The 22,761-nt window shown below is 61.6% G+C and carries 16 protein-coding genes and 2 pseudogenes; 11 read left to right on the top strand and 7 right to left on the bottom strand.

Annotated features, from left to right (window positions below; all coding sequences use genetic code 11):
* Positions 1-52: 52 nt before the first annotated feature.
* A complete protein-coding gene (locus tag ABTV22_RS13080; protein WP_433740689.1) occupies positions 53-1,063 on the top strand; it encodes an AraC family transcriptional regulator in 1,011 nt (336 codons plus the stop codon).
* Here ABTV22_RS13080 and ABTV22_RS13075 read toward each other — a convergent pair whose 3' ends face one another.
* From ABTV22_RS13075 to ABTV22_RS13065, 3 genes are all read right to left on the bottom strand, one after another.
* The gene (locus ABTV22_RS13075) at positions 1,064-3,595 is read right to left on the bottom strand and encodes a LuxR C-terminal-related transcriptional regulator (RefSeq protein WP_433740687.1); all 2,532 of its coding nucleotides are present in this window, start codon (positions 3,593-3,595) and stop codon (positions 1,064-1,066) included.
* A 385-nt stretch (positions 3,596-3,980) separates the two neighbouring features.
* A complete protein-coding gene (locus ABTV22_RS13070; protein WP_433740685.1) occupies positions 3,981-5,357 on the bottom strand; it encodes a DUF1329 domain-containing protein in 1,377 nt (458 codons plus the stop codon).
* A 29-nt stretch (positions 5,358-5,386) separates the two neighbouring features.
* Positions 5,387-7,306 carry a DUF1302 domain-containing protein gene (locus tag ABTV22_RS13065; protein WP_433740684.1) on the bottom strand — a complete coding sequence of 640 codons (1,920 nt, stop codon included), beginning with the start codon at positions 7,304-7,306 and terminating at the stop codon, positions 5,387-5,389.
* A 302-nt stretch (positions 7,307-7,608) separates the two neighbouring features.
* Between ABTV22_RS13065 and ABTV22_RS13060 the strand changes: the two genes are divergently transcribed.
* The 5 genes from ABTV22_RS13060 (at position 7,609) to ABTV22_RS13040 (ending at position 15,524) form a co-directional block, all read left to right on the top strand.
* Positions 7,609-9,594 (top strand): alkyl/aryl-sulfatase, encoded by a 1,986-nt coding sequence (locus ABTV22_RS13060; RefSeq protein ID WP_433740682.1) that lies wholly within the window; start codon positions 7,609-7,611, stop codon positions 9,592-9,594.
* A gap of 263 nt (positions 9,595-9,857) precedes the next feature.
* Positions 9,858-11,000, top strand: a complete 1,143-nt coding sequence (gene lldD / locus ABTV22_RS13055) for an FMN-dependent L-lactate dehydrogenase LldD (RefSeq protein WP_433740680.1) — start codon at positions 9,858-9,860, stop codon at positions 10,998-11,000.
* A 355-nt stretch (positions 11,001-11,355) separates the two neighbouring features.
* Positions 11,356-12,837, top strand: a complete 1,482-nt coding sequence (locus tag ABTV22_RS13050; RefSeq protein ID WP_433740678.1) for an APC family permease — start codon at positions 11,356-11,358, stop codon at positions 12,835-12,837.
* Positions 12,838-12,900: 63 nt separating this feature from the next.
* The gene (locus ABTV22_RS13045) at positions 12,901-14,094 is read left to right on the top strand and encodes an iron-containing alcohol dehydrogenase (RefSeq protein WP_433740676.1); all 1,194 of its coding nucleotides are present in this window, start codon (positions 12,901-12,903) and stop codon (positions 14,092-14,094) included.
* The gene (locus ABTV22_RS13040; protein WP_433740674.1) at positions 14,091-15,524 is read left to right on the top strand and encodes an aldehyde dehydrogenase family protein; all 1,434 of its coding nucleotides are present in this window, start codon (positions 14,091-14,093) and stop codon (positions 15,522-15,524) included. Before ABTV22_RS13045 ends, ABTV22_RS13040 begins: the two co-directional genes overlap by 4 nt.
* Positions 15,525-15,529: 5 nt before the next feature.
* On the opposite strand, the gene ABTV22_RS13035 is transcribed toward ABTV22_RS13040, so the two are convergent.
* On the bottom strand, positions 15,530-16,426 hold the full coding sequence (locus tag ABTV22_RS13035) for a LysR family transcriptional regulator (RefSeq protein ID WP_433740672.1): 897 nt from the start codon (positions 16,424-16,426) through the stop codon (positions 15,530-15,532).
* Between the two features lie 114 nt (positions 16,427-16,540).
* On the opposite strand from ABTV22_RS13035, the gene ABTV22_RS13030 reads away from it, so the two are divergent.
* Positions 16,541-17,305, top strand: coding sequence for a metallophosphoesterase (locus tag ABTV22_RS13030; RefSeq protein WP_433740670.1), 765 nt, complete (start codon positions 16,541-16,543; stop codon positions 17,303-17,305).
* Between the two features lie 24 nt (positions 17,306-17,329).
* Here the strand turns inward: ABTV22_RS13030 and ABTV22_RS13025 are convergent, their stop codons facing one another.
* Positions 17,330-17,905, bottom strand: coding sequence for a TetR/AcrR family transcriptional regulator (locus ABTV22_RS13025; RefSeq protein ID WP_433740668.1), 576 nt, complete (start codon positions 17,903-17,905; stop codon positions 17,330-17,332).
* Between the two features lie 107 nt (positions 17,906-18,012).
* Here ABTV22_RS13025 and ABTV22_RS13020 point away from each other — a divergent pair, with 107 nt between their 5' ends.
* Together ABTV22_RS13020 and ABTV22_RS13015 are read left to right on the top strand one after the other, a co-directional pair.
* A complete protein-coding gene (locus tag ABTV22_RS13020; protein ID WP_433740666.1) occupies positions 18,013-18,894 on the top strand; it encodes an NmrA family NAD(P)-binding protein in 882 nt (293 codons plus the stop codon).
* Positions 18,895-18,959: 65 nt separating this feature from the next.
* Positions 18,960-19,574, top strand: coding sequence for a glutathione S-transferase family protein (locus ABTV22_RS13015; protein ID WP_433740664.1), 615 nt, complete (start codon positions 18,960-18,962; stop codon positions 19,572-19,574).
* Between the two features lie 15 nt (positions 19,575-19,589).
* On the opposite strand, the pseudogene ABTV22_RS13010 reads toward ABTV22_RS13015, so the two are convergent.
* Together ABTV22_RS13010 and ABTV22_RS13005 are read right to left on the bottom strand one after the other, a co-directional pair.
* Positions 19,590-19,760, bottom strand: a pseudogene (locus ABTV22_RS13010) (heme-binding protein); the annotation flags it as partial.
* Positions 19,700-20,161: pseudogene (locus ABTV22_RS13005) on the bottom strand (ATP-binding cassette domain-containing protein); the annotation flags it as partial. The pseudogenes ABTV22_RS13010 and ABTV22_RS13005, both read right to left, overlap by 61 nt.
* 665 nt (positions 20,162-20,826) lie before the next feature.
* On the opposite strand from ABTV22_RS13005, the gene ABTV22_RS13000 reads away from it, so the two are divergent.
* Complete coding sequence (locus ABTV22_RS13000; protein WP_433740662.1) at positions 20,827-22,068, top strand: molybdopterin-dependent oxidoreductase; 1,242 nt, start codon at positions 20,827-20,829, stop codon at positions 22,066-22,068.
* 9 nt (positions 22,069-22,077) lie between these two features.
* Positions 22,078-22,701, top strand: a complete 624-nt coding sequence (locus tag ABTV22_RS12995; RefSeq protein ID WP_433740660.1) for a c-type cytochrome — start codon at positions 22,078-22,080, stop codon at positions 22,699-22,701.
* The last annotated feature ends 60 nt before the right edge of the window (positions 22,702-22,761 follow it).

Below are 22,761 nucleotides of genomic sequence, written 5' to 3'. Positions count from 1 at the left end.
GCGGCGCAAAATTAATTGATTTTTGCCGACTATTTTTTGACTTTCGACGACTATGACCGCATTGATCCGCAACAGCTCCCTGACCGGTTTTCGTGAGGTGGTCACGCAACTGGGCAGTGATCCCGATACGTTCCTGCGACACTTTCGCATCGACCCCGATTCAAGCCTGGAAGAGGACGCGCGGATGCCATTGCGTTCCCTGGTGGGCCTGCTCGAGTCGGCGTCGCAAGCCCTCGATTGCCCGGACTTCGGCCTGCGCATGGCCGAGTATCAGGACCTGCATGTACTCGGCCCAGTGGCGCTGATTGCCCGCAGTTCGGCGACTGTCGGGCTGGCACTGGCGGACATCGTGCGCTTCATCGGTTACCACAGCCCCGGCATTCATCTGGAACTGGATACCCGCGAGTCCGACGCGCCAAGACTGGTGATCGACATACGCCTGCCTGGCCTGTTGCAGCAACGGCAAATGGTCGAACTGGCGTTGGGTGTGGGGCATAACACCTTGAAGCTGCTGTGCGGCACCCGATTCGCCGCGCAGGCGGTGCTGTTGAGCGGACAATCGCCCTTGCCGGCGTCTCGTTACCGGCGCTTCTTCAAGGCGCAGGCCTATACGGGGCAAGCCCGCAATGCACTGGTGCTCAGTGCCGAACAATTGAACCAGCGGATCGAACATCAGGACCCGCTGATGCACAAGACACTGGTGCATTACCTGAGTCACTTCGGCGCTGCGCAGCCCGCCGACCTGGTGCAGGAGGTCGAACGCCTGATCCTGCGATTGCTACCGACCCAGCGCTGCCGCCTGGCCCTGGTGGCCGAGCAATTGGGCCTGCACGAGCGGGTTCTGCAACGGCGCCTGGCCGAACTGGGCAGCGGTTTCGATGAAGTGCTCGAAGCAGTTCGCCGGGACCGCGCCGAGCATTACCTGGCCGAACGCAACATGCCCATGTCCCAGGTGGCGGGTTTGCTCGGCTATAGCGAGCAGAGCGTCTTCAACCGGGCGTGTCGCCGCTGGTTTGCCAGGACACCACGGGAACATCGGCGGCAGTTGCTGGCGATGCAGTGATCAGCTCAGACCCAGCTCCTTGGCCCTGGCCACCGCCTGGGTGCGACGCTCGACGCCCAGCTTGAAGTTGATCCGCTGGGCGTGGGTCTTGACCGTATGTAGCGAGATGAAGAGGCTTTCGGCGATTTGCTGGTTGGAAAAACCCTGGGCGATCAGCTTGAGCACATCCAGTTCACGGCGACTCAACAGTGAGGCCGGTACCTCGTCATTCTGGCTGGCCTCACCCACCCAGCGACTCAAACCCCGATTGCGCCGGGCAAAGGCCCTTTCGACACTGACCATGCCCATTTGCCGAGCCTCGGCAATTGCATCGAGCAGTGCCTGCTTGGCCTGTGCCGGTTTATTGCTCGCGTAGAGCGCCTCGGCCAGGCTGAAGCCGACTTCACAGGCCAGGGCGCGCCGACCTTCGGCCACGGTCCTGGCGTGGAGTTCGGCCAGTTTGGCCAGCGACGTTTCCACCTCGCCGGTCGCGAGGCTGGCCTGCAATTGCAACAGATACAGGCGCAGGTGCAGATCCGGTAAACCGTAAGGTGACGCCGACAGCCAGTGCCCCGGCAGGTTGCGCAGGGCTTTTTCGGCCTGTGTGCTACGCCCCTGCCCCAGCCACAGGCGTGCTTTGGCGCGCAATACCACACCCTGATACAAGTGCTCACTGATGTGGTTGTATTGCATCGCGCGTTCGGCATCGGCAATGCGCAGGAATGCACTGCCCAGCTCGCCCTCCTGGGCATCGATTTCAGCCAGGCCCAGATACCCCCAGAAGGCCGCCGGATCGCCACCGGCTTCACACTCCTTGAGGCCGGACTGATAAATCACCGCAGCCTCCTCAAACCGCCCTTGCTGTACCAACAATGTGGCACGGCGCAACTGCACCCGGCCACGCATCGGACTGAGTTCGGCCCCCCAGGCATTAGTCAATTCGGTGTACAGACGCTTGAGCAAGGTTTCTGCACGCAACAACTCGCCGCGTATTTCCAGCAACTTCACATGACCCAGCACCGTCACGCTTTCCATGGCCAGGCTGGCATGTTGCCGGGCCAGTTTGGTAGTCACCCGATTGAGCTCCTGAGCGTGCTCCAACTGGCCATCGATCAGCGCCTGTTCGATTTGCAGGACCAGACAGAACAAGCGTTGCCCCCAGGCGCGCTCGGGCAATTCGGCAATGGCTTCGACCAACCATTGGCGCGCCGTCTCGCCTTGCCCGCGATGAAACGCCAGGTTGCCGGTCAAGGCCTTCCATTGCGCGATCAATTCGAACTGCCGCTCGGCCGTCGGCTGTGGCATGAAGCGGGCGACCTGATCGGTATAGGCCTGCGCTTCCACCAGTCGACCACTGAGCAACAGCGCCCAGGCATTGAGCAACAGCAGGCGTGGCGTGCCGGTCAGCAGATCGATGGGCAACTCGCGACGCCACTGCATCAACTGCCCAAGGCTACGCCCCTGCAACAAGGCATCGCCGGTGAACCGCTGCATCAGCGTGGCCGCCACCTCGGTCTGTTCCGCCCTGACCGCATACTCCAGCGCCATGCGCACATCGTCCTGGCTGACATACCACTGGCACGCCTTGCGAAACACCGCCTTGGTCAAGGTTGCAGGCAACTGGCCGGCCAGTGCCGCCAGCATCGCCGGTTGCACGCGGTGCACCTGCTCATCGACACCGACCGTCTCGATGAACAACCCGCAGACGAGCAGTTGCTTGAGCAACTGCTCACCTTCACCGACCCCCAGCAATTGCTCGCTCAGGTGCGCGTCGAAATACGGCAATTGCGCCAGGGTATAAAGCGCCTGGCGCCACTCGTGCGGCAACTCGTCGAGCGCTTCGTGCCTCAGGTATTCGAACACCCGGGCAGCGCATGAATCGTATGGCTGCGCCTCGCTGTCAGCCTTCAACGACAGCAGGTACAGACGAACCCCCGCACACCAGCCTTGGGAATCGCCGTGCAATTGGGCAATGACCGGCCACGGCCAATGCAGCTCTTTGTGCCGCAACAACTCCGCCAGTTCGTGCTCATTGAAGCTCAACTCGGCACTGCCCAACTCGAACAAATCGCCATCGAGCAGCAAGCGCGTCAATTGCAGCCCCGGACGGCGGCGACCGGCCAGCCACCACTGGACATGGGACGATGAGGTCTGGATGAGGTCGTTGAGTGCGTCATCGAAGGCTTGATCGGGCATGCGCGGGTAATCGTCGATGACCAACCACAGCCCACTCGACACGCTGTCCAGGTATCGCTGCAGACCCGCTGGACCGCTATCGTCCAGCCCCAGCGCCCCGGCCAATCGTTGCGCAAAGGCGTCGACGGTCAGGGATTTGCCGCGCAGGTTCAAATGCACCAGACGGGTTCCGGTCGGCAACTGCTGGAGGCATTCACTGAGAATCGCGCTTTTGCCACTGCCCACCGGTGCACAGAGCAGGCGCAAGCGGCAATCCCCCTTCAACAGCGCCTCACTCAGGCGCGGACGCAAGAGATGGCCGGGGGCAAGCCGTGCAAGGCCGCTGGCGGCATGAGGGGATGGGATCGGTTGAGGCATGGGCACATTCTGTTTGTTGTTATGTATACAGATATGTTGCAGAGCATTGCACTGCGACGCAAACCCTGTCTGAACAAACCCACCGCAAAAACCTGTGGCCCCCCGTGGGAGCCGGCTTGCTGGCGATGGCGGTAGGTCAGACCCTGCATTGTCGTCTGGACGGCCGTCATCGCCAGCAAGCCGGCTCCTACAAAGGGTAATGCCTCAAGATCCAATGCAAGCGCACGAGCGTGTCTCTACCAGATAACGACTCAAACACACCTCCCCGTGGGAGCCGGCTTGCTGGCGATGGCGGTAGATCAGACCCTGCATTGTCGTCTGGACGGCCGTCATCGCCAGCAAGCCGGCTCCTACAGGGAGATGGCTTTACATCAGTGCCAGAACCTCAACGCACGCCAGCCTGACGCAGCGCGGCCGGGGTGTAGTTGGCGGCCAGGCTCTGGAAGCCGAACTCGATGCTGCGTTTTTCTTCGTTCTTCAGACCCACCACCGAGTAGCGGCCCGCCACCAGGTCATACAGGGTCTCGGCCGTGTAGCCCGGCACCTGCTTGTGGTAGTACTGCTGGATATGCCCCTCGCCCACACGCCACAAGGCACCACGACCGTCGTAGTGATCGACTTCGGCCAGCTCCCAGCTGTCCTCGTCGAAGTACATGTGACGGGTGGCATAGATGTGGCGCTCGGTCGGCTTAAGCGTGGCCACCACTTCCCATACCCGGTGCAGTTCGTAACGGGTCAGGTCCTGGTTGATGTGACCGGCCTTGAGGATGTCGGCGTATTTGAGGTTTGGCGAGTCGAGCTTGTAGCTGTTGTACGGGATGTACATTTCCTTTTTGCCGACCAGTTTCCAGTCATAGCGATCCGGCGCACCGTTGAACATGTCGTAGTTGTCCGAGGTCGCCAGGCCATCGGCGGCGGTTGCCGGGCCGTCGTAGGCGACCTGGGGCGCGCGGCGCACGCGGCGCTGGCCGGCGCTGTAGACCCAGGCCATGCGCGGTTCCTTGACCTGATCGATGGTCTCGTGCACCAGCAGCACGTTACCGGCCAGTCGCGCCGGGGCCGTCACGCGCTGGATGAAGTAGAACAGGATGTTATCGGCCTTGCCTTTGTCCTGATCCGCCAGGGCGCTGGGGTACGACACTTCGTCTTCGAACTGAATCATGCTGAACGCGCCGTCGGCCTGGGGTTGCACGCGGGTCATCAGGCGCTTGGTGTTACCGCCCCGGTAACGGGTGGTGTGGTTCCACACCACTTCAACGCCGCTCTTGGGCTGCGGAAACGCGTAATAGTGGCTTTCATTGAACCCGCTCAGGCCGTTACCGCCATCGATGCCCTCGGTGTTCAGCGCGCTGACCTTCGCCGCCGCATAGATGTCGGCGGGCACCGCCACGCTGCGGTGAGTCTTGTAGACCGGGATTTTGTAGGTCTGCGGGTAGCGCTGGAACATCGCCAACTGACCGGCGGACAGCTTGTCTTTGTACTGCGCGGCGTTCTGCGCGGTGATGGTGAACAGTGGTTTTTCATCGGCGAACGGGTCGGACAGGAAACCTTTGGCATCCACGGTCCCGGCATTGGTCGGCAAGCCGCCGGTCCAGGCCGGGATGCTGCCATCGGCGTTGCCGGCCTTTTCCGCGCCCAGCGGGGTCAGGGTCGTGCCTAGTTTTTCGGCGTCCTGAGGCGATACCTTGGCCATCACACTGGTCGCCAGCAGGCTGAGTACCAGGGCACCGGTTTGCATGAAGACTTTGTTGTTCTTGGTCATGTCGATAGATCCTTTCAGAGGGTCGGCGCTTAGAAGCTCATGCCCAGGCTGAGCGCGAGAAAGTCACGGTCGGTGGTGGTGTTGAAATCGCCACCGAAGAAGTTGGTGTAGGAAAGGCCGGCGGTGTAGGCGTTCTTGTACTCGGCATCCAGACCGAGGCTGACGGCCTTGGCGCCTTCGTTGAACAGGCCGTTGGGACCGTAGCCGTGGACGTCATGGGACCAGGCGATGCTTGGCTTGAGGTTGACCCCGGCAAACACGTTCGAGTAATCCCAGATGGCCCGGCCGCGATACCCCCAGGACGTCGCCGTCGCGAAGCCTTTGTCATCGCAATATTTGGCAGAGTTGCCCGCCGCCGGGGTGCCGGCGAAGGTACCGGCGTTGATCGCCTGGCAGCTGGGCAATCCGCCCGTCAGTGTGCCGGGCAGTTCGCCCGGACCGTACACCGGGTCGCGGCCATAACGGGCCACCGAGGTGCTTTCCAGTCCGCCGATATGCACCACGCCGACCTCACCGATCAGGGTCAGGCGCTCGGCCCCCATGATCTGATCGAAGAAGTGGGTGAAGGTGGTCTGGAACTGGGTGATTTCCTTGCGGTTGTAACCGTGCAAGGTGCTGCCGGGGATCGTCGACGGATCGCCACCGAGCACTGAGTACTGGCCGAACGGCGCGAACGCGGGGTTCAGGCCCGCCAGGCCACGGACGCCGGCATACAGCACGTCGGTGGTGTTGAGCTGCACTGGCGCGTTGGGGCGGTAGCTCAACTCGCCGGACCAGGCCGTACCGGTCGGCAAGGTGGTGGCAAAGCTCAGGCCATACAGGCGGATGTCTTCGGGGTACTCGATGAAGTAGTTGCTGGCACCTGCGACGTTGGCGATGGCCGCACCGTTGCGTGCCGCGGCCGGAATACCGGGCACTGCACCGGCCAGTACACCGGCCGATTGCACGTATTGCGAGCGGTCCGCCGCTTGAGTACTGAAAATCGGCGCGCGGCTGTGGTAGTTCATGAAGTAGGCACCGAACTCGGTGTTCAACGGCTCGAAGGTGTAGCGCATCGCCGCGCCCCACTGGCCGCTGTCACGAGCATCGCGGTCGGCACCACGAGGAATCACCACCCCTTCGGAGGTCGTCTGGTAGCCCAGCAAACCACCAAAGGCGCCAAGCGCCGGCGTCAGGACGTTGAGGTTGCCCTTGCAGCCATCGGCTGCCACGTCGGTTTGCGAGAAGAATGTGCCGCAGTTGTCGATGACGGTCTGGTCCCACTCGATCTGGTAGAAGGCTTCGGCCGACAGGTTGTCGGTCAGGCTCTGGGAGACGTAGAACATGTTGACCGGAATCAGCCCTTCCTTGATCTCCGCACCCGGACGACGGAACGCCGAAACGTCGATCGGGTTGATCGAGTTGATGCTGTTCTGGATAAAGGTGCTTTCACCCCAACTCACCACCTGCTTGCCCAGGCGCACCGACCCTGGCTGATCGGCGATGGTGTAGTTGTGATAGACAAAGGCGTCGAGTAACTGCGCACCGGAAGACTTGGCGCCCTCCTTGCGACCCTGGTCGTCGATTTGCTTGAACGGGCGGTCTTCGTCCTTGAGTTCAAAGTCATACCAGTACTTGCCACGGGCAAATACACCGCTGTCGCCGTACTTGAGTTCCAGATCGTGAATGCCCTTGAAGATCTTTGAGAAGGTCTTGCCCTTCTCGAAGTTCAAGTGACCGTCATCGCCGGTCTGCGACAGCCCGGTGCCGCCATTGTGGCCGCCGATGTACCCCTGGTGCGGGGCCTGTGTCGACCAGCTGGCACCTACCGACAGCGATGAATCGAACTGCCCTTCGATTTCGCCGATGTTGAAACTGACCGCCTGGGCTTGGCCCGCAATGTTCAACGCAATGGTGCTGGCCAACAGGCTGAGCTGGAACCGTACGCGTCTTTTTGTTGTTGTAGTCATGCGACTAATCCCTGTTGTGTGAATCGGCTCTCATTCGGCGGCCAAAGCTAATCGTTCCCTCGTGTCGGCATAACGGACGAAGGAGTGATCTTCACAATCATCCTAAAGAGTGAGGATTTTTCCCGGCTCGGGGGTGTCGCGGGGCGGTCGTTGCCCGCACGGTGCAACAACCGGTTCAAGGACGGCATGCCGAGCGCAGAATCATCCCCGCAGTCATGCTTTATCAGTATTGGTTACGACCGGGGCTGCCCCTAAGGTGCGCAGCAGAGGTATTCGTTCAGCCCCAATCGTGCAGGTAACCCATGCTTTCCATCCGATCTCGCAAGCCTTTCGCCCTGGCGCTGGTCTTGCCGTTGCTGGCCGCGACGGCCCACGCCGAACCGGTCAGCCCCAAACCCGCCACGCCAATCACCCGCCAGGCCAACGAGGCGGTGCTCAAGGCCTTGCCGTTCAGCGACCGCCAGGATTTCGCGGACGCCAGCCATGGCCTGATCGCCCAGCCAAAGGAACTGAGCATCCGTGATGCCAGTGGCAAGGTGGTCTGGGACATGGAGAGCTACAAGCAGTACATCGGTATCGACAAGGCCGCACCGGACACCGTTAATCCGAGCCTGTGGCGCATTGCGCAATTGAACATGCAGTACGGCTTGTTCAAGGTCACCGACAAGATTTATCAAGTGCGTGGCTACGACATCTCGAACATCACCTTCATCGAAGGCCAGACCGGCTGGATCGTGTTCGACCCATTGCTCTCGGTGGAAACCGCACGGGCCGCGTTCGATCTGGTCACGGAGCACCTGGGCAAGAAGCCGATTGTCGCCGTGGTCTACAGCCATTCCCACGCCGATCATTTTGGCGGCATGCGCGGCATCGTCAGCGAAGACGACGTCAAGTCCGGCAAGGTGCGGGTGATCGCCCCACCGAGCTTTGCCGAGCACGCCGTCAGCGAAAACATCATCGCCGGCAACGCCATGTCGCGGCGCGCGGTGTACATGTACGGCGCCATGCTGCCGCGCTCGCCACAGGGTGGCGTGTCCTCGGGGCTGGGGCAGACCATCTCCATGGGCCAGATCTCACTGATCCAACCCACCGAGGAAATCACCCACACCGGACAGGAACTGACCGTTGACGGTGTGAAGATGGTGTTCCAGATGACCCCAGGCTCCGAAGCGCCCACGGAGATGAACACGTATTTCCCGCAGTTCAAGGCGCTGTGGATGGCCGAGAACGTGACCCGCCAGATGCACAACGTCTACACCCTGCGCGGTGCCGAAGTGCGCGATGCGTTGCAATGGTCGCGGTTCATCCAGCAAAGCCTGGAACTGTACGGTGATGACGTGGAAGTCGAATTCCAGAGCCATCACTGGCCGACCTGGGGCAAGGAACGTATTCACAGCTTCCTGAGCAAACAGCGTGACCTGTACAAATACGTCCACGATCAATCCGTGCGCCTGATGAACGAAGGCTACAACGGCGCCGAAATCGCCGAGATGATCAAGTTGCCGCCCGAGCTGGACCAGGAGTGGTTCAACCGTGGCTACTACGGCACCCTCAAGCACAATGCGCGGGCGGTGTATCAGCGCTACATGGGCTGGTATGACGCCAACCCGTCCAACCTCGACAACCTGCCACCGGTGCCGGCGGCGAAAAAGTACGTCGAGTACATGGGCGGCAGCGCCGAGCTGTTGCACAAGGCCCGCGCCGACTTCGACAAGGGTGAATACCGCTGGGTGGCCGAAGTGCTGAAACACGCAGTGTTCGCCGACCCGCAGAACCAGGAAGCGAAGAACCTGCTGGCCGATACCTATGAGCAACTGGGTTATCAGGCCGAAGCCGGCCCATGGCGTTCGGTGTACCTGCAAGGGGCCTATGAACTGCGCAACGGCGTGCCCCAGGGCGCTGGCACCAAGACCGCCAGCGCCGACGTGATCCGCGCCATGTCGCCGGAGATGCTCTTCGACTACCTGGCCGTGCGCCTCAACGGTCCAGCCGCTGCCGGTAAGAAAATCACCCTGAACCTGAACTTCACCGACCTGGACAAGCACTACACCCTGACCGTGGAAAACGGCGTGCTCCGCTACACCGACAAGGCCATTGCCCAACCAGATGTCGGCCTGACGCTCAAGATGAGTACGCTGCTCGACATCCAGCTGGGCCAGGGTTCGCTCGAGCAGAAAATCGGTAACGGCGACGTGAAAATCGATGGTAACCCGCAAGCGTTCAAGACGTTCATGGGCCTGCTCGACACCTTCAATTTCTGGTTCAACATCGCGACCCCGAAGGCGTAAGGCGAGTCACATTGAGGTGACTGGCCTGTCCTCTTCGCGAGCAGGCTCGCTCCCACAATGGTCCGCGGTGAACACAGATTCTGTGTCCACTGAAGATCCCTTGTGGGAGCGAGCCTGCTCGCGAAAGTGGTCGATCAGTCGCCATCTCCGCCAACTGGCAACACTGCAATCCACCACTCCCCCCTAACAGGTCACATAAGCTAACCTGACACTGGACTCGACGGGCGCTGCCCTCATTCACCAGATCAAGGCCCTGCACACTCATGATCATCTCCTCTGCATCGGACTACCGCGAAGCGGCACGCCGCAAGCTCCCCCGTTTTTTGTTCGACTACATCGACGGGGGCGCTTATGCAGAGCACACGCTGAGGGCCAACAGCGCCGATTTGAGCCATGTCAGCCTGCGCCAGCGCATCCTGAAAAACGTCGAAAGCCTGAGCCTGCAAACCACCCTCTTCAATCAGCCGCAATCGATGCCCATCGTGCTGGCGCCAGTGGGCCTGACCGGGATGTTCGCCCGGCGCGGCGAAGTGCAGGCGGTCAAGGCGGCGCAAAACAAGGGCATCCCGCTATGCCTGTCGACCGTGTCGGTGTGTTCGATCGAGGAAGTGGTGGCCAACACCCAACAGCCGATCTGGTTTCAGCTGTACGTGCTCAAAGACCGCGGCTTCATGCGCAATGCACTGGAGCGGGCGCAAGCGGCCGGGGTGCGCAACCTGGTGTTCACCGTGGATATGCCCACCCCCGGCGCCCGTTATCGGGATGCCCACTCGGGCATGTCCGGCCCATTCGCCTCGTCCCGTCGCGTGCTCCAGGCCATGACCCGACCCGACTGGGCCTTCAACGTCGGCCTGATGGGCAAACCACACGACCTGGGCAATATCTCCAAGTACCTGGGCAAAGCGGTCACCCTCGAAGACTACATGGGCTGGCTGGCCAACAACTTCGACCCGTCGATCAGTTGGAGCGACCTGGAATGGATTCGTGAATTCTGGAAAGGCCCGATGATCATCAAAGGCATTCTCGACCCGGAGGATGCCCGCGATGCGGTGAGCTTCGGCGCGGATGGGATCGTGGTGTCCAACCACGGTGGCCGGCAACTCGACGGCGTGCTGTCCACGGCCAAGGCCCTGCCCCCGATCATGCAGGCCATCGGCAACGATTTGAGCGTGCTGGTCGACTCGGGCATCCGCTCAGGTTTGGACGTGGTACGCATGTTGGCATTGGGAGCCAAAGGCGTCTTGCTGGGCCGTTCGATGGCCTATGCACTGGCCGCCGACGGCCAACGCGGGGTGGAAAACATGCTGGATATCTTCGCCAAGGAAATGCGCGTGGCCATGACCTTGACCGGAGTGACGTCCATCGCTCAGATCGACGAATCGATACTGGTACACAACACCCTGTAGGAGCGAGCATGCTCGCGATGGAGGCTCGAGCGCCGAGGGCATTCAGACAGCCCGCGTTATCGTTGACGTCCATCGCGAGCGTGCTCGCTCCTACAGGGAGTCATAACGCCCACAAACATCAAAAAATTCAGATGTCAGCCTACAAACATATGAATTTTCTTTGATGTATTCCCCTTTTAAGCTCCCATCCACTCCTGCCTGAAGGAGCCCGTTTCGTCGGTACGCCTGAAAACAAGGCGATCCCAACAATAATGTGTCTGCCGACCCAAGGAATTCCTATGTCGACTTCGTTCGCACGCCACCGTGCCGGCCGTTGTGCAACTCTCATTGGCATCCTCTTTTTTGGAGGTGCGCGATGAGCATTTCACTCAAGCGGCCAAGCGCCGATGAACACTTGCTGCACAGCCAGGGCTACGCCCAGGAGCTGCATCGCGGCTTGTCGCTCTGGTCCTCTTTTTCCGTCGGCTTCGCTACCGTATCACCGGTGGTCGGCATCTATTCGGTGATGTCATTGGGCGCGATGAGCGTCGGCCCTTCTTGGGTGTGGATTGTGCCGTTGTGCCTGGCGTTGCAGTTGCTGGTGGCCCTGGTCTATGCCGAACTGGCCTCGCAATACCCCCTGGCTGGTGGTTGCTATCAATGGGTCAAGCGTCTGGCCGGTGATCGTTGGGCCTGGTTCACCGGGTTCATGTACCTGGCTTCAGCCCTGGCGTCGTTGACCACCGTGGCCTATTTGGGCGGGTTCTGGCTGTGGCTGTTTTTCACCGGCGAACCCCCTGCCGCCAATGCCCAGGTGTTCAGTGGCGCGGTGCTGCTCCTGCTGGGCCTTGGTGTGAACCTGTTCGGGATCAATCCGCTGAAGTATTTCGTCAACGCCGGGATCATTGCCGAGGCCATTGCTTCCATCGGCATTGGCGTGTTGCTGCTGCTGTTTTTCCGCAATCACTCCCTGTCGCTGGTCTTCGAAGGCCTGACGTCTTCCCAAGCAGGCGACGGTTCTTACCTGTCGGGCTTTCTCACGGCCATGGCCGTCGGCGGCTGGGCGTTCCTGGGCTTTGATGCCTGCTCGCAGGTCTCCGAAGAAACCGCCGATGCCCGCACCTCGACGCCACGGGCCATTCTGCGCTCGATGATCCTGGTGGGCCTGACCGTGATGCTCACCGCCTTCGCCGTCACCCTGTCCTACACCGACACCGCCGCCATGGTGTCCGGCCAGGTCGTCGACCCGGTCACGCCGGCCGTGGTCGACGCCTTTGGTGCCTGGTCGGAACGGCCGTTCGTGGGCGTCGTCCTGGTGGCGTTCATCGCCTGTGTCGTGTCCGTGCAAACCTATATCGGCCGCGCCGTCTTCGGCATGGCGAGGGACTCGATTCTGCCGGCCTCGGCGATGCTGCGTCGCGTAGACAAACGCAAGGTACCGTTCGCGGCAATGGTGTTCAGCACCCTGTTCGCCAGCTTCGGCCTGGCGCTGGGCCTGAACGCTACTGCGGTCGGTACCCTGATCGCCTTTGGCAGCGGCGGCTTCTTCGTGGTGTTCCTGATCGTGGTCACCTGCGCCTTGCTCGCTCGCCTGAGCGGCAAATGGAAAGCCGAACCGGGTGTGTTCAGCCTCGGTCGCTGGGGTGTGCCGGTGAATCTGGCAGCGTTCTGCTGGCTGGTGTTCGAAAGCATCAACGTGGCCTGGCCACGGGAATCCCTCGCACCACCCGGTGCCCCATGGTTCCAGGTCTGGGCAGTGATCCTGGTGTTCTCGATTCTCGCGGTCCTGGGCCTGATCTACCTGTTCTCGGCCAAGCCGCACCTGCGCACGCTCAATCCCCAACTGCGCCCGCAATAACCCCCCTCTCGTCTTGTTGTGCAAGGCGCAGCTTCCCTGCGCCTTGCCGATCCGGAGTTTCAGATGTCATCAGTTCACTATTGGAATTACCCCACGGAAATTTTCTGCGGGCCTGGCGCGCTTGAGTCGTTGGCACAGCGCTGCACCTTGCTCGGCATGCGCAATCCTTTGCTGGTGACCGACCCCGGCATGTTGGCTCTGGAGCCTTTGGCCCTGCTCAAGGCCCACCTGACACAGGCGGACATTGCGTTCAGCGTATTCAGCGATGTCGCCAGCAACCCGAGCATGGCGGATGTGGCGCAAGGCGTCGCCGCGTTCAAGGCTGGCCGGCACGATTCGCTGATCGCCCTGGGCGGCGGCAGTGCCATGGACGCGGCCAAGGGCATCAGCCTGGCCGCCGTCGATGCCGAGGGGCTGGAGCGTTTCGAATGGTCGCAGGTCATGGCGAATTACCCGACCCTGGCGGATTTTCCACGGCTGGGTCTGCCACCCTTGATCGCCCTGCCAACCACCGCGGGCACCGGTTCGGAACTGGGCCGCGAAGCTGTCCTGACCCAAACCGAACACAGCATCAAGCGCGTGATCAGCCACCCGGAACTGCTCCCGGCCACGGTAATCCTCGACCCGCTGCTGACTCGCGGCCTGCCGCCAGCCCTGACGGCAGCAACCGGGATGGACGCCCTGACCCATCACATCGAAGCGTTCTGTTCGCCGCTCTATCACCCCATGTCCTCGGGTGTCGCGGTGGAGGGCATTCGCCTGATTCGGCAGCACCTTTTCAATGCCTTCAACGATGGCCAGGACATGGTCGCCCGGGAAGGCATGCTGATCGCCTCGGCCATGGCCGCCGTGGCGTTCCAGAAAGGCCTGGGCGGCGTGCACGCCCTCGCCCACCCGCTGGGCGCGCGTTTTCACAAGCATCACGGTTTGTTGAACGCGATCCTGTTGCCCTATGTGCTGATGGCCAACCGCGAAACCATCCGCGCGGACATCGGGCGACTGGCCCGTTACCTGGAGCTTGAGCAGCCTGATTTCGAGGGTTTCCTGGCATGGGTACTGGACCTGCGCAAACGCCTGGGCATTCCCCATTCCCTGAGCGAAATCGGCCTCGATGCCGACGCCGCCGACTGGGTGGGCGAACAAGCGCTGGCCGATGTCTCGTCCTCGGACACCAATGCCTGTGCCCTTGACGCCGCCGACTACAGCCAGATTTTTTGCAATGCCGTGCACGGCGTTCTGCAAGGAGCACGCCCATGATCCCCGCGCATTACATCAACGGCCGTTGGGTCGCTGGCGAAGCCGATGAGTGCATCACCGTCTACGACCCGGCCCTGGGCCAGCCCTTCGCCGAGTTCATCGGTGCAAGCCCGGCGCAGGTCGACCAGGCGATCGTTGCGGCACGCCAGGCGCTTGCCGGTTGGCGCACCCTCGCCTCTACGCAGCGGGCCGCCTATTTGCGAGGTTTTGCCGAGCAGCTCGAGCAACGACGTGAAGCCTTGATCGCGCTCCAGATGCAAAACAACGGCAAACCCCGTCACGAAGCCGTGGTGGATATCGACGATGCCGTGGCCACGTTCAACTATTACGCGGACTTGGCCCAAGGGCTGGATGAACGCCAGGACCGTGACGTGCCGTTGTCCGCTAAAGGTTTCAATGCCCGTACCCGCCTGGAGCCGGTGGGTGTAGTGGGCTTGATCGTGCCGTGGAACTTCCCGTTGATCACCAGCGCCTGGAAGCTCGCACCGGCGCTGGCCGCCGGCTGTACGGTGGTGCTCAAGCCTTCGGAAATCACCCCGTTGATCGAGCAAGCCTACGGCCACATCGCCGAAGCCTTGGGCCTTCCGGCAGGCGTGTTGAACATTGTTGGCGGTAAAGCCGAGACCGGTGCGGCGCTGAGCAATCATCCCGGCATCGACAAGCTGTCGTTCACCGGCAGCAACAACATCGGCAGTCAGGTGATGCGCAGCTCGGCCGCCCATTGCCGACCCGTCACCCTGGAACTGGGTGGCAAGTCCGCCATCCTCGTGTTCGACGATTGCGACCTCGACCAGGCCGTTGAATGGATCGTCGCGGGCATCTGCTGGAACGCCGGGCAAATGTGCTCGGCCACCTCACGCCTACTGGTACAGGACGGCATCGCGGATGAGTTGATTGTGCGTCTCAAGCGAGCCTTCGAAAAACTGCGGGTGGGCAACCCCCTCACCGGCGAAGTCGACATGGGGCCGCTGACCAGTCAGGCACAGTGGGCCAAAGTGACCGAGTACTTCGATATCGCCCACGTCGAAGGTTTGCAGTGCGTGAGCGGTGGCGACGTGCAGCGCGATCCGGGCTGGTTCGTCAACCCGACCCTCTACGTCGACGTGCCGCTGACCAGTCGCCTGTGGCACGAAGAGATTTTTGGCCCGGTGCTCTGTACTCACCGTTTCGGCTCGCAAGCAGAGGCGTTGGCACTGGCCAACGATAGCCGTTTCGGCCTGGTGGCCACAGTCATCAGCAGCGATCTGGAGCGGGCCGAACGCGTGGCCAATGCGCTGGAAGTCGGTCACGTCTGGATCAACTCGATACAGGCGGTGTTCGTCGAAACCTCCTGGGGTGGCACCAAGGGCAGCGGTATTGGCCGTGAACTCGGACCGTGGGGCTTGTCGGCCTACCAGTCGGTCAAGCACGTGACCCGCTGCCTTGGCTGACCCGCTTACAAGGCGTGCTCGCTCAGCAGATCATCAATGAAGGCGCGCACCGCTTCGCTTTGCGGGTGCCCGACATGGGTGATCATGCTGTGCTGCACCTCATAGCGCAGTGTCGTGGGGTGCAAGGCGCGCATGTGCCCGTTTTCCAGCCAGGGCCGGGCGTAATGGGCCGGTAGGTACCCCAGGTGCGTACCGGCCAGCACACCATGGGCCACGGCCTCCATGTGATGCGCCGTGGCGGACGCTCGAACCGGTGCTACCGGCAACACCTGATCGGCCGGCAGGAAGCCATGGGTGATCCAGTCGCAGGCCTGCATCTGTTCGACACTCGGGTTGTCCACGGCAAACAACGGGTGTTTGTGCCCGCAGAAAATCCCGATGTCCTCGCGGTACAGCGGCTGATACGCCAGTGTCGGCAAGGGCCGGCTGAAATAGGAAATGGCCAGGTCCAGTTGCCCGTCGATTACCGCCAACTCCAGCTCCGTGGGCGAGTTGACGAAGATGTGCAGGTGCATGTCGTGTTCGCGCTGATAAAAGCGCGCGATGGCGGCATCGATTCGTGCGCTTGGCAAGGTTGCGATGTTGTCCGCCAGCCCCAGGTAAAGATCGCCCACCAAACGCCCGGCAAGGTCCTGGGCCTCGTCGCGAAAGGCGTCCACTGCACCGAACAAGGCCGATGATGCCTTGAGGATGCGCTGGCCTTTTTCGGTCAAGCGAAAACCGCCCTTGCCCCGCTCGCAGATTCGATAGCCCAGGCGTTTTTCCAGCCCCGAGATGTGCGTGCTAATGTTGGACTGGCTCATGTTCAACTCCGCCTGTGCGGCGGTGAACCCACCGCATTTGACGACGATGGAGAAAACGCGCAGCAGGCGCAGATCCATGTCCGTTACGTTTCTGAGCACCGGTTTTCCCTACAAATGGAAGTGAGCAGCATCGGCCTGGGGAGCGCTATTCAACGCCAGGGCCCAGCCAGCGTCAATGCTCGACCGACCTTCAACACCCACAGGAATTGCTCCATGCGCATCGCCTTGCTGTCCGATATCCACCTGTCCGTCAACGCGCTACCGTTTCCCGAGATCGACGCCGATATCGTCGTGCTGGCCGGCGACATTGCCCGGCCGGCCAGGGCGATCGAGTGGGCCAAGGCCTGCCCGATTCCGATCCTCTACGTGGCGGGCAACCACGAGTTCTACGGCAGTGACCTGATCACGACCTATGAACAGTTGAACAGCCTGTCGCAGGGCACAGGGATCAACATCCTGGAACGCACGGAACACGTCCACGACGGCGTGCGTTTTCTGGGCTGCACCCTGTGGTCGGACTATCGACTGTTCGACGATGCGCTTGAGCGGGCCCAAGGCATCGATCTGGCGACGCAGCTCATCCGCGACTTCAGCCACATCAGGCTCTCGCCGGATTTTCCGGACTTGTTCACCCCGGCGGTGTCGCAACTGATCTTCATGCAGACCGTCGCCTGGCTGGACGACTGCTTCAAGCGCGACAGCACGACGCCGACAGTGGTGATCTCGCATTTCGCCCCGACCCGGTCAAGCATCAGCCCGATGTTCGCCAGCTCGCCGATCAACTCCAGCTTCGTTTCGGACCTGGAAAAGCGAATCAAGCAATGGCAACCGGCGCTGTGGCTGCATGGCCATACCCACGGCAGTTTTGACTATCGGGTGGGCAGTACGCGTGTGGTGTGTAATCCCCGGGGGTATGCGAAAAACGGCGTGAACGAGAACCCTGAGTTTGATAGTGGGCTGGTGATTGAACTGCATTGAGTGTTTCCCCAGTCCGACAGATGCTTAAACCGGCACACGGTCCGCTCCCGTCAAATGACCACAGGCCGTTGTCAGGATCTCATCTGAAAATGCCGGGTGCGACACCAGCCTCGACAAGGTGAGCGCCCCCATCATGGTGCAGATCGCGACGATGCCGCCCGCCCGCGCAGCATCACCCTGCCCCGATCCGGATTGAACGGCCAGCAGATCGATGACCCGTTCCAGGCCCTGGGTCGCCACGTCCCTGACGGGCTCGCTGCTGCGGGCCAATTCGCAGCCCAGCGCCGCAAAAGGGCAGCTTTTGTCCAGCGCATCCCGGTGCGCGGTCGAGAGGTAATGACTCACCAGCGCGTCGAATCCGCCTTCCTCACCCACCGCCTTCAACTCCGTCAGCAACGCCTCCACCGCCACATCGCACGCTTGCGCCACTACTTGGTCCTTGGATTCGAAATGCCGGTAAAAACCGCCATGGGTCAGGCCCGCAGCGGCCATAAGGCCCGCGAGCCCCGTCCCGTCGATGCCGTTCTGGCACAACTCGACACTGGCGGCTTCTACGATTCGCTGCCGCGTTTCGGCTGTTTCCTGTCGTGATTTGCGCATACGAGGAATCCTGATGAGTGGCGTTTGACTTTAGATGTTGTTTAACATCTAATTTGAATTACGAGCATAATATTTTCCGAGTCGTACCACAACCTGAGGTCACCGACATGACGCAAGCCACCATTCTCGTAACGGGCGCCACCGGGTTCACCGGTGGTAAAACCATCGATTTCCTCATTGGCCAGGGCGTGCCGGTCAGGGCACTGGTACGCAAGGAAGATGAGCGTAGCGCGCAGCTTCGCGCCATGGGCGCCGAGGTGATGCTCGGTGATCTGCTGGACCTGAACGCGGTGCGCAGCGCCCTCGAAGGCATCCGCACGGCTTACTTTGTTTACCCGATTGAGCCAGGGTTGATCGACGCCACCGCACGCTTCGCCCAAGCCGCCAAAGAGGCCGGGGTTGAGGCCGTCGTCAACATGTCGCAGATTTCCGCGCGGCGTGACTCCAAGAGCCATGCGGCGCAGGACCACTGGACGGCAGAACGCGTGTTCGACTGGTCCGGCCTGGCCATGACCCACCTGCGCCCGACCTACTTCGCGCAGTGGCTCATCTACCCGCATTTCCGCTCCCATATCCTGGAGAAAGGCGAGATCCGCCTGCCCTTCGGCGAAGGTCGCCACGCGCCGATCGCAGCCGAGGACCAGGCCCGGCTGATTGCCGCCATCCTTCAGGACCCCAAGCCGCACCAAGGCAAGACCTACACGCTTCACGGCCCGGTGGAACTGAACCAGCAAGGTGTCGCCGACGCCATTGGCGAGGTGTTGGGCCGCAAGATCGCCTATCAGCCCATCAGCCTGGAAACCTATAAACACGAATTGCTCGAAGCCGGATTGCCTGCCTTTATCGTCCAGCACCTCGGTGAAGTAGCACTGGATTACCAGCATGGCGTGTTCGAAGGTGAAGACCGCATCATTGCGCAAGTGACCGGTGAAGCGCCCATGACCGTTCAGCAATTCGTCACGCTGCACAAATCGTTGTTCAATACTTGAAGTGAACTGGGTGCGTGCTTCTGAACCGGCACGCACCCAGGCGGCAACCTTCAAAGGAGCCTCCCATGAACACTGTGATCGAGTTGTACGGCGCCCCTACGGGCAACACCATCAGGGCCGCCATCGCCCTGGAAGAAGCGAACATTGCCTTCACGGCGCGAGCGCTGGACCTGCGCGCAGGTGAGCATCGCGATCCCGCCTTCCTGGCCCTCAACCCGGCCGGCAAAGTACCGACCCTGATCGACAGCACCGTGACGCCCGCGCTGGTGATCAACCAGTCAAACGCCATCATCCAGTACGCCGACAGCAAGGCCCCCGGCCGGCTTTCGCCCGCCCAACCCGGACCTGAGCGGCACAAGGTGTTCGATCGCTATTTCTTCTTCGTCACCGACATCATCGCCCCCAGTCATGCCGCGTTCTTTCTGCGCCAGCAAGGGATGAACGAGGCCGCCGAGCTGATCGACCGACGAATGCTCGACCAATTCAGCCTGGCGGAAACCTTCCTCACCGAAGGCTTCATGGCCGGCGATCAGTTTTCCATGGCCGACATTTCGGCCTTCACCATGATCACCTCAATCCGTGACCGGCTGGACTGGAAAACACTGCCACGCCTGACGCGCTGGTTCGACACGGTCAGCGCCCGCCCCGCCGTACAGCGCGGGCTAAAAGCGTTCCAGTAGCCACAAGCTAAGCTGTTACAACGCCAGGCCCTCCAGCGCCAGGACACCGGCCCTGGCGACCTGCGCGTCCTGGTCGGGTTTGACCCCGGACACACCGACGGCCCCGACCACCTGCCCCGCCACCACTACCGGCACCCCGCCTTCCAGCGTTGCGCTGAGCACCGGGGCCGACAGAAACGCCGTACGGTCGCGGGCACTCGCCCGGTCAATGTTCGGGTCAGCCAATCAGGGTCCATTTCCGGAACCGAGGCCAGCAACCGGGCGGTGTAGTCTTGATGTGGCGGGCTGAACACCTGGGCCAGCGGGCCTTGCTCGACGATCCTCCCCTGGTGCATGACCACCACCTGGTCGGCAATGCCCTTCACGGTCTCGATGTCATGGGTAATGAACAGGTAGGAAAGCCCGAGTTGCTCCTGCAGCCGTCCCAGCAATTGCAAAATCCCCTTGGCCACGGTCTGGTCCAGCGCCGAGGTCACTTCATCGCAGATGATGACCTTGGGTTCGGCGGCCAGTGCCCTGGCGATACAGATGCGCTGCTTCTGCCCACCCGACAGCTCACCCGGGAAACGGTCGATGATTTGCCCCGGCGACTCGACCAAAAACGTATGAGGGCTGAAGGGGCGGCCTGACAGCCGACCTGGCCTTGGCAGACGCCCCCGAAACCCTGTAGGAGCGAGCCTGCTCGCGAAAAACGCCAGAACACCACGGCCATTCAGGCACCCCGCGTTATCGTTGACATCCATCGCGGGCAAGCCTCGCTCCTACAAGGGTATGCACAGACCGGCCAAAATCAGGTCGGCTGTCAGGCCGCGTCGAAAGGCCGAGCGCAGGTCCCCTGTAGGAGCGAGCCTGCTCGCGAAAAACGCCAGAACACCACGGCCATTCAGGCACCCCGCGTTATCGTTGACGTCCATCGCGAGCATGCTCGCTCCTACAGGGGGTTGGTGACCGCTGTAAAAGCAGAACCGCCAGTCACCATTACCGAAGAAACGGATAGGTACAACGTCTTATTCGAACAGCATCAAAACTTCCACCGGCCTTTCGAGCACAAACACACACCGACCACCCCTGTCATCAAATGCGAACTCACTGACGCTCAAAGAAAAGCAGACAGCCTGCACGTGGCGATACTGGTCGGTGCAGCGAGGTGGAACCGTGCAACGAACCCCCACCGGCACATTCAACCTCTGACCGCTTCGTCTTGACGGGGCGGTCAGCTGCACCTCAAAAAAACAAATACAGGGAGTGCAGGATGAAGTTCCGTTTTGTCGATACCAGCCACCCAACCCGCCGACGCGTACTACGTGATGCCTTCGCCCTCGCTCTGGCGACCTCCCCGTTGGCGAGCCTGGCCAAGGCCGCCGACGAAAATACTGATGACGTGACCTTTGCAGCCGGCCCACGGCCGCTGGTGCAATACCCGCAGAAACGACCATTGACCCTGGTGACCACCCGCCCGCCGCACTTGGAGACGCCTTTCCCGGTCTTCAACGAAGGGCCTATCACCCCCAATGACGCCTTCTTCGTGCGCTACCACCTGGCCAACTTCCCCACCAGCATCGATCCGGACACTTATCGCCTGACGATCAAGGGCTCGGTCGACACCCCGTTGTCACTGTCCCTGGCAGAACTCAAGGCCCTGGCCACACCTGTGGAAGTGGTCGCCGTCAACCAATGCTCGGGAAACAGCCGGGGTTTCTCGATGCCTCGGGTATTCGGCGCACAGTTGGGCAATGGCTCGATGGGCAATGCACGCTGGGTGGGGGTCCCGCTCAAGGCGGTATTGCAAAAGGCCGGAGTGAAGGCCGAAGCGAAACAAGTGACCTTTCGTGGCCTCGACAAGCCCGTCCTGCCGAGCACGCCGGAGTTCATCAAGGCGCTGGACATCAGCCATGCCATGGATGGCGAACCGATGATTGCCTGGTCCATGAACGGCACCGACCTGCCCTTTCTCAACGGCTACCCCATTCGCCTGGTGGTACCCGGTTATTTCGGCACTTACTGGGTCAAACACCTGAGTGAGATAGAAGTCGTCGACCACACCTACGACGGTTTCTTCATGGCTAAAGGCTACCGGGTTCCAGACAACGATTGCTTCTGCATCGCCCCCGGCACCACGCCGGCGCAGACTAAACCGATCTCCAAGCTGCCCGTACGCAGTTTCATCACCAGCGTTAAACACGGCGATGTGCTGCCGTTGAAAAAAAGCGTGGAGCTCAAGGGCATCGCATTCGACGGCGGCACCGGGATCAGCCAGGTGGACGTATCGATCGACGGTGGGAAAACCTGGCGCGCAGCCACGCTTGGGCAGGACCTTGGGCGTTTTTCTTTCCGTGAGTGGACGCTGGCGATCACCTTTACCGACAAGGGCGCCACCCAGTTGATGGTACGCGCCAGCAACAATGCGGGCGAGACGCAACCTCTGAGCGCCGACTGGAACCCCGGTGGCTACCGCCGCCACGTCGTAGAAACCAGCCACGTGACCGTCGCCTGAGGAGGCCCCATGAAACTCATGACTACCTTGCTGTGCGCGGCTCAATTCTGTCTGGCCGCCGCAGTCAGCGCTGCGCCACTGTCGATCACCTTGCCGCCGGAAACGGCGGCGTTCAAGCCCAGTACGCTGCCAGGCTATGCCTTGGCCCAACAGAAGTGCTCGATCTGCCATTCCGCCGATTACATCAACTACCAGCCTCCGGGCATGAGCCTGGCGCAGTGGACCGCCGAGGCGAGCAAGATGCAGCACGTGTACGGTGCTCCGATCAGCGATCAGGATGTGAGCATCATCGGTGCCTACCTCGCGGTGACCTACGGCAGCGCCAAAGCGAACGATGCCGAAGTACAGACCGCCTCTAACCCGCCGGCGGCACCCGTGGCAAAAGTCGACGCCATGGCCATGCTACAGAGCAACGGCTGCCTGGCCTGCCACGCCATCGACCATAAGGTCGTGGGCCCGGCCTATCACGATGTGGCCGCCAAATATGCCAAGGACCCGCAGGCACTGGCCAAAGTCACCACCAGCATCCAGCAGGGTGGTAGCGGAAAATGGGGGGAGATCCCCATGCCGCCTTTCGCGCAATTGAACCCGGAGGACCTGCACAGCCTGGCGACGTTCATCCTGAACCAGTAAACCTCTACCCTGCCCGGCATCGATTGGCTCGCCACGCGCGGCCTGTCGTCCGGGCTTCTT

This window comes from Pseudomonas putida (assembly GCF_050990305.1).
GTDB lineage: Bacteria > Pseudomonadota > Gammaproteobacteria > Pseudomonadales > Pseudomonadaceae > Aquipseudomonas > Aquipseudomonas putida_AH.
Note: the sequence above shows the minus strand (reverse complement) of the source record. Positions and strands in the feature narration are given on the sequence as shown.